The organism is Pseudomonas endophytica (assembly GCF_001411475.1).
Lineage (GTDB): Bacteria > Pseudomonadota > Gammaproteobacteria > Pseudomonadales > Pseudomonadaceae > Aquipseudomonas > Aquipseudomonas endophytica.
In genome coordinates this window covers 1-12085 of the sequence record NZ_LLWH01000172.1, presented here as the reverse complement: position 1 = coordinate 12085, position 12085 = coordinate 1, and the positions used below count along the sequence as shown (strand labels likewise).

The 12085-nt window shown below is 57.1% G+C and carries 10 protein-coding genes; 5 read left to right on the top strand and 5 right to left on the bottom strand.

Going from position 1 to position 12085, the window contains the following annotated elements; translation table 11 throughout:
- Nucleotides 1–77 precede the first annotated feature (77 nt).
- Together AQS70_RS13335 and AQS70_RS13330 are read right to left on the bottom strand one after the other, a co-directional pair.
- Nucleotides 78–707 (bottom strand): response regulator, encoded by a 630-nt coding sequence (locus tag AQS70_RS13335; RefSeq protein ID WP_055103243.1) that lies wholly within the window; start codon nt 705–707, stop codon nt 78–80.
- 10 nt (nt 708–717) lie between these two features.
- Nucleotides 718–3126: a PAS domain-containing sensor histidine kinase gene (locus tag AQS70_RS13330; protein ID WP_055103268.1), complete on the bottom strand. Its 2409-nt coding sequence runs from the start codon at nt 3124–3126 to the stop codon at nt 718–720.
- 53 nt (nt 3127–3179) lie between these two features.
- On the opposite strand from AQS70_RS13330, the gene AQS70_RS13325 reads away from it, so the two are divergent.
- Nucleotides 3180–4172 carry an alpha/beta hydrolase family protein gene (locus AQS70_RS13325; protein ID WP_055103242.1) on the top strand — a complete coding sequence of 331 codons (993 nt, stop codon included), beginning with the start codon at nt 3180–3182 and terminating at the stop codon, nt 4170–4172.
- Here the strand turns inward: AQS70_RS13325 and AQS70_RS13320 are convergent.
- The 3 genes from AQS70_RS13320 to AQS70_RS13310 are packed head-to-tail and all read right to left on the bottom strand — an operon-like array spanning nt 4169 to nt 6631.
- Entirely contained in the window at nt 4169–4936 is a 768-nt protein-coding gene (locus AQS70_RS13320) for a DnaJ domain-containing protein (RefSeq protein WP_055103241.1), read from the bottom strand. The two genes, AQS70_RS13325 and AQS70_RS13320, sit on opposite strands and share 4 nt — an antisense overlap.
- A gap of 1 nt (nt 4937) precedes the next feature.
- Nucleotides 4938–5609 carry an N-acetylmuramate alpha-1-phosphate uridylyltransferase MurU gene (gene murU, locus AQS70_RS13315; RefSeq protein WP_055103240.1) on the bottom strand — a complete coding sequence of 224 codons (672 nt, stop codon included), beginning with the start codon at nt 5607–5609 and terminating at the stop codon, nt 4938–4940.
- Complete coding sequence (locus tag AQS70_RS13310) at nt 5606–6631, bottom strand: aminoglycoside phosphotransferase family protein (protein ID WP_055103239.1); 1026 nt, start codon at nt 6629–6631, stop codon at nt 5606–5608. Before AQS70_RS13310 ends, murU begins: the two co-directional genes overlap by 4 nt.
- 131 nt (nt 6632–6762) lie before the next feature.
- Here AQS70_RS13310 and AQS70_RS13305 point away from each other — a divergent pair, with 131 nt between their 5' ends.
- The 4 genes from AQS70_RS13305 to AQS70_RS13290 form a co-directional block, all read left to right on the top strand.
- Entirely contained in the window at nt 6763–9510 is a 2748-nt protein-coding gene (locus AQS70_RS13305; protein ID WP_055103238.1) for an LPS-assembly protein LptD, read from the top strand.
- Nucleotides 9485–10828, top strand: coding sequence for a peptidylprolyl isomerase SurA (gene surA / locus AQS70_RS13300; RefSeq protein WP_187331818.1), 1344 nt, complete (start codon nt 9485–9487; stop codon nt 10826–10828). The genes AQS70_RS13305 and surA overlap by 26 nt, the downstream gene beginning before the upstream one ends.
- Entirely contained in the window at nt 10825–11814 is a 990-nt protein-coding gene (gene pdxA, locus AQS70_RS13295) for a 4-hydroxythreonine-4-phosphate dehydrogenase PdxA (protein ID WP_055103236.1), read from the top strand. Before surA ends, pdxA begins: the two co-directional genes overlap by 4 nt.
- The coding region (locus tag AQS70_RS13290; protein WP_277620591.1) for a ribosomal RNA small subunit methyltransferase A at nt 11811–12085 on the top strand (275 nt) is incomplete at its 3' end. The genes pdxA and AQS70_RS13290, both read left to right, overlap by 4 nt.

The following is a 12085-nucleotide window of genomic DNA, read 5'->3' as shown; positions in this document are numbered from 1 at the left end:
GGCAATCGGCCCCAGTATCTACGCTGAGAGCCGTCATAAAACTGTCGTAAACAGATAGGTGGCGCATCAACCAGCACCTACACCAACTTATGCTCCATCGCGTACTTCACCAGCTCCGCCAACGAGGTGACGTTGAGTTTGTGCATCAGTCGGGCTTTATGAGTACTGATGGTTTTGCTGCTCAGGGCCAGTTGCTGAGCAATATCATTAACGTTATCGCCCTGGGCCAAGCGTTCAAAGACTGAAAACTCACGCTCGGATAACAACGCATGCAACGGCCGCTCATCCGTTAACCCGACTTCAAACACCATCCGATCCGCCAGGTCCGGGTCGATATAGCGCCCACCCGCCGCCACCTTGCGAATCGCCGTTAAGAGCAATGCCGGATCGCTGTCCTTGGTCGCATAGCCCGCCGCGCCAAACTTCAAGGCGCGAGCCGCCATTTGCGCTTCGTCGTGCATGGACAACACTAAAATGACCGGCGGGTTGTTCAGCGCGCGAATCCGCGGGATAGCCTCCAAACCGTTCACCCCCGGCATAGATATATCCAGCAGCACCACCTCACACGGCACATGACGTAAGGTTTCGAGCAGTTGCTCACCGTTACTCGCCTCACCTACGACCAACAGGTCTTTCGCAAGGCCGATCAACTGCTTGATCCCTTCACGCACGATGGTGTGGTCTTCTGCTACCAATACACGAATCACAGGTACGTCCTTATTCAAGGGTCACTTGGGTCTGGCTTTGAATCAATGGCACGCGCACTTCCAACGTAGTGCCTTCGCCCGGCTCACTGCGCAGGGTCAATGTGCCACCCAGCATCAAAACCCGCTCGCGCATCCCGACTAAACCGAAAGATGTCGACTTACTCGCTTTAGGTTCAAAACCCCGGCCATCATCGCTGACAGTCAGGCACAGCTCTCGAGCTTCCACACTCAAGGTCAATTCAACCGTGTGAGCGTCCGCATGGCGCATCACGTTGGTCAGGGCTTCCTGCAGAATTCGGAACAAGCCGACTTCTTTGGCGGCACTCAACGGTGGCATCAGTTCGGGGACTTGTACCAAACAGGGGATATTTGAGCGCGCCTCGAAACGCTGGGCCTGCCACTCAATCGCAGAGCTGATACCCGCATCCAGAATCGGCGGGCGCAAAGCCGTGGCCACATCACGCACAAGCTGAAACAACTGTGCGATGAGCTTTTTCATGCTATTGAGCCGTTCGTGTAAGCCCGGATCAAGCTCGGCATACGCTAACTCGCACATCGAAACTTCGAGTTTCAGCACCGTTAGCATCTGCCCAAGTTCATCGTGGACTTCACGCGCTATTCGCGCTTTTTCCTCTTCACGCACGCTTTCTAAGTGGGCTGAAAGCTCACGTAACTGGCCACGAGAGCTGTCCAGTTCTAGCTCAATGCGTTTGCTTTCGCTGATATCCCAGACAATCCCGTCCCAGACCACGGTGCCGTCCTCAAGACGACGAGTGATGGCTTTAATCTCAGCCCAGCGCTGCATCCCCTCGCGGGTCAGAATCCTTCCTTGCCACGACCAGTCTCTGTCACTGTCCACGGCTGCGTCCTGCACGCGATGGTAGTCAGCCCTGTCATCAGGGTGCACCAGGCTGCGCAACCCAACATCATGCTGACGCAATCTAGCCGCAGAAAAACCTACCAAGCTCTCGCTGCCCTCACTGATGTACGGAAAGTCCAACTCGCCCGTCAGCAATGAGCGCTCTAAACGGAACACCAAACCGGGGACATTGGCAGCAATACCTTGCAAACGCGCATCGCTTTCTTGCAGGGCAGCCTGCACCTGCCGCCGTTCGGTGATGTCATGCAGGTAAACCACCAAGTACTCCGCCTGCTTAAAGCGCAGAAAGCTCAAGGTCACGTCTGCCGGAAACTCACTACCATCGGCACGCACACACACCGCCTCCATACGCTGTGCGATGTCCTCGTTACCCCTTGCGAAGCGCCATAGATTTAACCAGCGGTCCATATTCAGGCCCGGCTCGAAATCGCTCAATGGCCGATCTAGCAGCGAACCCTCGGTATACCCGAGCATGGTTTCGGCGGCCTTATTGGCATAGCGGATGTGGCTGTCCCAGTTGACCCATAAAATACCCAACGGGCTTTGATCAATGGAGAACTGCGTCAAGCGCAACGCTTCTGCGCTGGCAGCTCCTTCGGCGAGATCTTCACGGGCTTTCAAAAGCGACTGTTCCAGCACACTTTGTTGCCGACGCTGCCATACCACAATCGCCATGCAGGCCAGCATCAGTGCTCCAAGCAACAGGCTGAGGTTTTGCCAAAAGCCGTGAGACTGCGTTGAGCGCCGGAACTTGGACTGGAACCACACCGTATGTAATTGCTCCATGTCCCGCGCAGGGATGGCATGCAGCCCGCGCTCAAGGATTTCAGCCAACTGCGGTAAATCACGACGCGTCCCGACCCTCAAAAGTTGTGGTAAGCCGATGTCACCCACGACCGTCAAACTTGCAAACTCAGGATCCGCAGACAGCTGCGCCAGCTGCGCTTCATCAACCACAGCGTACGTCGCCTGCTGGCTCAGTAGACGTAGCAAAGCCTGACGTTCTGAAGACACACCATGGAGAGTAAGACCTGGATAACTGGAGCGCAGAAAATCTGCCGTGGCGCCAGGCATTCGCACGGCGATACTGCTGCGGCTGTCGACCCGATCAAGATCCACCGAAACCGCTCCATTTCGCTCACCCACCAGTAACTGTGGGATCCGCATGTAAGGGTCAGAGTAAAACCATAGGCGCAAGCCAGCCGGGGTTTGCTTCAGCCCCGGCGCCATGTCGATTTCATCGTTAAGAGCGGCCTTCTCTAATTGTTCAAGGTCCGGGTAATTACGCCAGATCAACTCAATGTTCAGGCTCTGCGCCAGCCACGTCATCAAGTCAACATTGGCCCCGGATAACTGCTGTAAGCGCTGGTCGAATTTGGCGTAAGGCGCCTGTAAAACCACACCCACTCGTAGCACTTTATGCTGCGCCAGCCATTGCTGTTGCTCAGCACTCAGTTGCGCAGGAGGGATGGACGCGGCATACCCTATCAAGGGCAACCATAACCAGCCGATAACCAACAGATAGCAAAAACGCTTCATCGCAACACTCACACCCATTACGCTGCCGGATAACTTCTGGCCTGGAATCACTTATGTCTTCTTTGCGCCTAGCATTAGCGGCCTTGTGCCTTGCATCTGCCTTGCCGGTGCTGGCAGCCGAGCCTGCACCGGCATCCACGCCCGCCGAATCTATGACTGCGGTACGTCAACCCCTGCCTGAGCGCAGCCAGGAAGCCGCCGCAGCGCTTGAACGACAACTTCCGCCCGCAGAACAGCAACAACTACAAGCGCCGGATGACACCTTTCTGGCGCTTTGGAAACCCGCAAACAGTCAAAACGCCAATGGCGTCGTCATCATTCTTCCCGGCGCAGGAGAAACCGCCGACTGGCCTCGTGCAGTCGGCCCATTACGCAACAAATTGCCAGATGCAGGCTGGGCCAGCCTGAGCATGAGCTTGCCAGATCTGAGCAGCGACGCCAGCCTGCCGAGGGCAGTCGAATCAGAGAATATTCCTACAACCGTGGCATCGAACAGTAGCAGTAAAGAGGCCAGCACCACAGCCAAACCCATCGAGCAGGCGGCCAGTGCTGGCGCTGAACAAGCCGATACCCCATTGCAACCTGATCAAGCTCAGGCGGCGCTAGCCCATGCCGACGCCGAGCGTATCTTCGCCCGAGTCGATGCGGCCATTGCCTTTGCCCAGCAACAGCACATGCGCAGCATTGTGTTGCTCGGGCATGGCACAGGTGCCTATTGGGCGACGCGCTATCTGAACGAAAAGCGCTCGACACAGGTGCAAAAACTTATTCTGGTGGCCGCACAAACCCCGTCATTGGTCGAGCCTGATTTAAACCAACTGGCACCCACACTTTCGGTTCCGCTGCTAGATGTGTTCTATAAAGACAAGCCCCTCATACACAAGGCTGCCCTGCAGCGCTCGCAAGCCATCAAGAGCATGAGTCGCTCACATTTTGAGCAAGTCGGGCTGGATAGCCTTGCCGGTAACCGAGAGGCCGAGCAGGAGCAATTGTTGCGCAGAGTTCGCGGCTGGCTCAGCCCACAGCCGGTGGATAAGCCGGACTAACGGAAGCCGCGATACTCCCGGATCAACGCATAAGCGTGGTGTAACTCGCGGGTTTTTTCCGTGGCCTCCCGCACCTGTAACGGAGTTGCTCCGGCGCCCGCCACTTTGTCCGGGTGGTGACGGCTGAGCAAACGCCGGTAAGCGCGCTTGATCTGCTCGGGGTCTGAACTGGCAGTCACCCCGAGCAAGGTCAACGATTGCTGATACGTACCGCCGCGGGTCGCCAGCGGTTTTTTTTGCGGCTCGTAATCGGCGCCCAGTGTGTTCACTTGCTGGCGCGACCAGCCCAGCCACCGCCCCCATTGAACAATCAATTCACGCTCTTGAGGGGCAATCCGAGCGTCCGCCACGATCATTCGCCAACACGCCCGCAGCACGCCTTCGACCGCCGGCGGTTGGGACTTTAACTGCACCAGATAACCACGCAGAGAGTCCTGCCCGGACTTGCCACGGTTAAACGCGGCAATCGCACGTTGCTGCGCATCAGGCCCCATGTCGAGTTGGCGCATTTCTAGGCGCGCCTGCTCAATATGTTTATCCACCACTCGCCCGCCACTTTTAGCCAGCCGCCCGAGCAGTACAAACAACAACTCGTCATTGCGTAAGGCTGGGCGTCCACCCAAGCGCTCGCGCGCTTGCGCCCAACTGTGCAGTTGCAGTCGCCTGTCCAGTGTTTGTCCTAACAAGCCACCGAGCATGGCCCCCGGAATACTGGCAATGAGAAACCCAGCACCGGCCCCGATTAGAGTCCCTGGCCACAGCATCTTAGTCGTTGCCCTTAATCAACAATTCAACCTCAGCTAGGCGTTCATGAGTCCCGACATCCACCCACTGCCCGCGTAACCGCTCGCCTGTGACCGCCCCGGCAGCCATTGCGTTGCGCAACAAGGGGGCGAGTTTGAATGCCCCCGGTTGCGCGCCTTGAAACAGCGTCGGGTTCAAGACTGCAATCCCGCTGTAAGTCAGCGTGTCAGCCCCAACAATAGCGTCCTGCACGTGGCCACTGCTCAAGCAAAAGTCCCCGTTTGGGTGATGCGGTGGGTTCTCGACCAGCACCAAATGCGCCTGCCCGGTCAGAGGCTGGCGCAAATTGGCGAAGTCGTAGTCAGTCCAAATATCACCGTTAACCACCACAAACGGGCTATCGCCTAGCAGTGGCAGGGCTTTGAAAATCCCGCCACCGGTTTCCAGCGGCTCGTCTTCGGCTGAGTACTGAATGCTCACACCCAAGCGCGAGCCGTCACCCAGATAATCTTCGATCTGTTGGCCCAGCCAGGCGTGATTGATCACGATATCGGTGAAACCTGCTGCCGCCAGTGCGCGCAGGTGGTACTCGATCAGGGGCACACCGCCCGCACGCACCAACGGTTTTGGTGTGTGCAAGGTTAACGGGCGCAGGCGTTCACCTTTGCCTGCTGCCAAGATCATCGCTTTCATGAATGAGCCTCGGTCGACACACCCAAGCTGGCAAACAACTCACCCAGCTCTGCCAACTCAGGGCGACGCGCCAGCACTGCGTCTATATAAGAGAAGAAACGCGGCACGTCGGCCAGATAGCGTGGTTTGCCATCACGGTGACAAATGCGGGCAAAAATACCGATCACTTTTAAATGTCGCTGCACGCCCATCAAATCACTGGCCTGCAAGAAGGCGTCGAAATTGGCGTGAACCGGGATGCCCAGCGGCAAGGCCAGCTTCCAGTAGTCTTGCAGCCAAGCACGCACGCGCTCTTCTGGCCAACTGAGAAAAGCGTCCTTGAACAGGCAGGTGATGTCATAGGTCACCGGGCCATACACCGCATCCTGAAAGTCCAGCACGCCGGGGTTAGGAATACTGAGCATTAGGTTGCGCGGCATAAAGTCGCGGTGTACCAGCACTTGAGGCTGTGCCAGCGCGCTGTCGATCAATAGCGTGCTGACGCGTTGCCAGGCGGCTAATTGCTGATCATTGAACTCAACGCCCAAATGCTCACGTACGTACCACTGCGGGAACAGTTCAAGCTCACGCCTCAGCAAAGCCACGTCATAGCTGGGCAAAGGCTCGGTCATCGGCAGTTGCTGAAAGGCCAGCAACGCCTCGATGGCGTCCTTGAACAATTCATCGGCGTTGCTGCTGTTGATCACGTCCAAAAAGGTTTTATTGCCCAGATCGTTGAGCAAAAGAAACCCACGCTCCAGGTCTTGAGCATAAATTTTTGGCACATTTATCAAGCTGCTACGCAATAAATCAGCGATTTCGACGAAAGGTTTGCAGTTTTCTTGGGGCGGTGGGGCGTCCATAACGACAAAACTATGGCCCTCACCTTCCCATCTAAAGTAGCGTCTAAAACTCGCGTCACTGCTGGCCGCAGTCAATGTGGCCGGGGGTACGGGCCCCCAACCTTCACTCTCGAACAAGGTGCTCAACTGCTCATCCAGCCAAACGTTCAGGTGTTGCAAGCGTACATCTTGGTCAGGCATTACAAGGGTCTCCGACGGCGCTAGCCGTCAAGCGGGTCATGCTTTATTATCCAGAATCTTTTCCAGACCATCGATAGGCGTGCGGTCCCCCACCGCGGGCTGATGGCACGCAGGAAGCCCGGACTAATAAGATGGCATTGAAATCCCCCGCGTTTCGTAAAAAATTTCCGTTGCTGGTAACTGGCAGTCTGCTGGCCATGCAACCTCTCGCCGTGCCGTTCGTTGTCGCCGAGGAGCAGTATGACTGTTCCGCCTCGGCTACGGGTGGCTGGGATTGCGCACCTAAAGCAAATACTGCGCAATTGCCACCACGCCCAGCGCACAACACTAATGTGGCCCAAGCCAGTGGTGAGTCAGGCGAACAAGCCGAGCAGACTCCGCTGGTAACATCGGCCAAAGGCCGTGGCCTCAAGGCGCGCAGTGCTGACTACAGCCACCTCGACTGGGTCCCACGTGACAAGCTCACGCCAGCGCAACTGGCTGAAACCGGCCCATATTGCTCTGGTGCTTATATCGAGCCCACGCGTCCCGGCATGCGCGACACCACCAGCAAAAGCGATGCGCCAACCTTTATTGGCGCCAAAGCTTCCCGCTATCAGCAGGAAGAACAAATCGCGACGCTGGCCGGTGATGTGGTCATGCGCCAAGGCAGCATGCAGGTCGAAGCTGACGAGGCCAACCTGTACCAAGCTGAGAGCCGTGGCGAACTGACCGGCAACGTGCGTCTGCGTGACAACGGCGCACTGCTGGTTGGCGACCACGCCGACGTGCAATTGGACACCGGTGCCGCCAAAGTCGACAACGCCGAGTATGTGTTGCACAAGTCGCGCATCCGCGGCAGTGCGCTGTATGCCAAACGTGCTGAAGACGCGATCATCCGCCTCAAGGATGGTACGTACACCACCTGCGAGCCGAACAGCAACGCATGGCAGCTTAAAGGCAACAACATCACGTTGAACCCGGCCACCGGTTTCGGTACGGCGACCAACGTGACGCTCAGGGTTAAAGACATTCCAATTCTTTACACCCCTTACATCTACTTCCCGATCGACGATCGCCGTCAGTCCGGCTTCCTGCCGCCGTCCTTCAGCAGCAGCACCGACACCGGCTTTACGCTCGTGACCCCGTACTACTTCAACTTGGCACCTAACTACGATGCCACGTTGTACCCGCGCTACATGACCAAGCGCGGTCTGTTGATGGAAGGTGAGTTCCGCTACCTGACCGAGTCCAGCGAAGGACAGTTCGGCGCTGCGTACCTCAACGACGACAACGATGACCGTAAGCGTCAGACCGACTACAAAGACACCCGTTACATGCTCAACTGGCAACACAAGGGTGGGCTTGATTCACGTGTCATGACCGAAGTCGACTACACCAAGATCAGCGATCCGTACTACTTCCAAGATCTGCAAAGCGATCAAGTGGGCGTCGAAAGTCAGGACTACCTGAACCAGCAAGCGGCCGTCAGCTACCGTGGCGATGACTTCACCGCCAAGCTGAATGTGCACGCTTACCAGTTAGCGACCGTGACCCAGGTCACCCCGTACAACCAGATGCCGCAGCTCACCTTCAACGGTGCTCTGCCGTATCACCCGGGCGGTCTGGACTTCACCTACAACACTGAGCTGGTGCGGTTTGAACGTAGCCTCGAAAAAGGTAGCTACACCAACGAAAACGGCACAGTCGACCCACGACTCGACAACAACATTCAAGGCCTTGCGCGTGCCAATGGCACACGTATGAACCTTGCACCCGCCATGTCACTGCCGATGAACTGGAGCTACGGCTTCCTGAAGCCGTCCCTCAAGTACATGTACACCCAGTACGATCTTGATCTGGACAGCACCGGCAAACAAACTCTGCTCGCGGGTGAGGACTACAACAGCTCTCAAACCCGTAGCGTACCTATCGCCAGCGTTGACAGTGGCCTGTACTTCGACCGCAACACCAACTGGTTTGGCACCAATTACCGTCAGACGTTGGAACCACGTGCGTTCTACCTGTATGTGCCTGAGCGCAACCAAGAAGACATTCCTGTTTTCGACACCAGCGAAAGCACCTTCAGCTATTCCTCGCTGTGGCGTGACAACCGCTTTACCGGCTCTGACCGCGTAGGTGATGAGAACAAACTGTCGCTGGGCCTGACCAGCCGCTGGATCGAAGAAAACGGCTTTGAACGTCAACGCATCAGCATTGGCCAGGCGTACTACTTCAAGGACCGTAAGGTTCAGTTGCCAGGTATCGACGCCGACCGTGACGACTCGACTGCAAGCGTTTCGCCGTATGCACTCGAGTACGCCTACCGCTTCAACCGCGACTGGCGCGCCACCGCCGACTACAACTGGGACCCAGAAACCCGCAGCCCACGCTCTGGCAGCGCGATGATGCACTACCAGCCTGAAGACAACCCGAACAAGGTCGTCAACCTGGGCTATCGCTATCGCAATGACCAAGTGGTGTACAACCAGTACACCGGTAAATGGCAATTCGGCGGTGACTACCTGTCTCCAGGGCAGAACGGCTACATCAAGGATTACTACAAAATCCAGCAGCACGACTTCTCGATCATTTGGCCGATTGTGCCGCAATGGAGCGCCATTTCACGCTGGCAGTATGACTACAACCGCAACCGTACCCTGGAAGCCTTTGGTGGCTTTGAGTACGACAACTGCTGCTGGAAAATGCGCGTGATCAGTCGCTACTGGGTTTCCAATGACGAATACACCCAAGCCGCCCCAGAAAACGAAAAGGGCGACCATGGGATCTTCCTTCAAATTGTGCTGAAAGGTCTCGGCGGCGTTACTGGCGCCAAGGTAGAGAGCTTCCTCGACAAAGGCATCCAAGGTTATCGTGAACGTGAAGATCAAGCTTTCTGAGTGTCTGCGCCCCCTGGTTTTGGGCGCATTGTTCCTGGGTACTGCAGCCGCGCACGCTGCAGTACAACCCCTTGATAAGGTGGTGGCCATCGTCGATAACGACGTGATCATGCAGAGCCAACTGGACCAGCGCGTTCACGAAGTTCAGCAAACCATCGCCAAGCGCGGCCAGGGTGTTCCGCCTGCCAGCGTTCTGGACCAACAAGTGCTTGAGCGTTTGATTGTCGAAAACCTGCAATTGCAGATCGGCGAACGCTCGGGCATTCGCATCACTGATGAAGAACTGAACCAGGCCATCGGCACGATTGCTCAGCGCAATAACATGACCCCTGATCAGTTCCGTCAGGCGTTGGCCCGCGACGGTTTGTCCTATGACGACGCCCGTGAACAGGTTCGTCGCGAAATGATCATCAGCCGTGTACGTCAACGCCGTGTGGCTGAGCGTATTCAGGTCACCGATCAGGAAGTGAAAAACTTCCTCGCGTCCGACTTGGGCAAGATGCAGCTGTCCGAAGAGTACCGCTTGGCCAATATCTTGATCCCGACGTCTGATAGCGCAAGCTCAGACGCCGTTCAGGCGGCAGCCAAACAAGCTGAAGACGTCTATAAACAAGCCAAGCAAGGTGCAGACTTTGCCCAGCTAGCCATTGCCCGCTCCGGCAGTGACACGGCATTGGATGGCGGCGACATGGGCTGGCGTAAAGCCGGCCAATTGCCACCACCCTTCGACCGCATGCTGAGCGAAATGCCGATCGGTGACGTGACGCCACCCGTGCGCACACCCGGCGGCTTCATTATTCTCAAGCTGCTCGATAAGCGTGGCGGTGAAGCCGTCATGGTGGACGAAGTGCATGTTCGTCATATCCTGATCAAGCCAAGTGAAATCCGCACCGAGGCGCAAACCAAGGAACTGGCAGATAAAATCCACGACCGCATTGCGTCCGGCGAAGACTTTGCCACCCTGGCTAAAACCTATTCGGAAGACCCAGGCTCCGCTCTCAACGGTGGCGACCTGAACTGGATCGACCCGAACTCGCTGGTGCCTGAGTTCCGTGAAGTCATGGCCGAAACCCCGCAAGGGAAACTGTCCAAGCCATTCCGCACTCAATACGGCTGGCATGTTCTGGAAGTTCTGGGGCGTCGCGCTACTGACAGCACGACCCAAGCCCGCGAGCAGCAGGCTATGAATGCTCTGCGTAACCGCAAGTACGACGAAGAACTGCAAAGTTGGCTGCGTCAGATCCGCGACGAAGCCTATGTAGAAATCAAACTTCCTGGTGCAACCAACCAGGCAGAGAGCGCAGACCAAGCACAGTGAAAACACAGCGTTTTGCACTGACACCCGGCGAACCGGCAGGCATAGGCCCCGACCTGTGCCTGCTTCTCGCCTCGCAACGCCAGCCACATCCCCTGATTGCCATTACCAGCCGCGACCTGCTCCTCGAGCGGGCCGCGCAACTGGGCGTGGCCGTCAGCCTGCTGTCGGTTAGCCCGGACAACTGGCCAGACCAACCGGCACCTGCAGGTAGCCTCTTCGTATGGGATACACCGCTCACTGCACGTGTCACCGCAGGGACATTGGATAAAGCCAACGCCGCATTTGTACTGCACACTCTGACCCGCGCGGCCATGGGCTGTTTAGAGGGCGACTTCGCCGGCATGATTACCGCGCCGGTGCACAAAGGCGTGATTAACGAATCAGGCATCCCGTTTTCTGGCCACACCGAATTTCTGGCAGATCTGACCCGCACCGAGCAAGTGGTGATGATGCTCGCTACGCGTGGATTGCGCGTGGCCTTAGTCACCACCCACTTGCCGCTGCGTCAGGTTGCCGATGCAATCACACCCGAGCGTATAACGCGGGTGACCCGAATTCTGCATGCCGATCTGCAACACAAGTTCGGCATTGCCCAGCCGCGCATTCTGGTTTGTGGGCTCAACCCCCACGCCGGAGAAGGCGGCCATTTGGGCCATGAAGAAATCGACATCATCGAACCAACCTTAGAGCGTCTGCGTCGCGAAGGCATAGACCTTCGTGGCCCATTGCCAGCCGACACTCTGTTTACCCCCAAATATCTGGAGCACTGCGACGCAGTGCTGGCGATGTACCATGACCAAGGTCTGCCTGTACTGAAATACAAAGGGTTTGGTGCTGCAGTCAACATCACCCTAGGCTTGCCGATTATCCGCACCTCTGTCGACCACGGCACCGCCTTGGATCTGGCAGGCAGCGGCAACGTCGATACTGGCAGCCTGCAAGTCGCCTTGGAAACCGCCTATCAGATGGCCGAGACCCGTATATGACCGAGCATTACCAACACAAGGCGCGCAAGCGCTTTGGTCAAAACTTCCTGCACGATGCGGGCGTCATTGACCGCATCCTGCGCGCGATCAATGCCAAGGCGGGCGACCGTCTGCTGGAAATTGGCCCGGGCCAAGGCGCGCTGACTCAAGGCATTCTGAGCAGCGGCGGCCAACTGGACGTCGTGGAACTCGACAAAGACCTGATCCCGATCCTCAATCAACAGTTCGCAGGCATGAGCAACTTCAACCTGCACCACGGCGATGCGCTGAA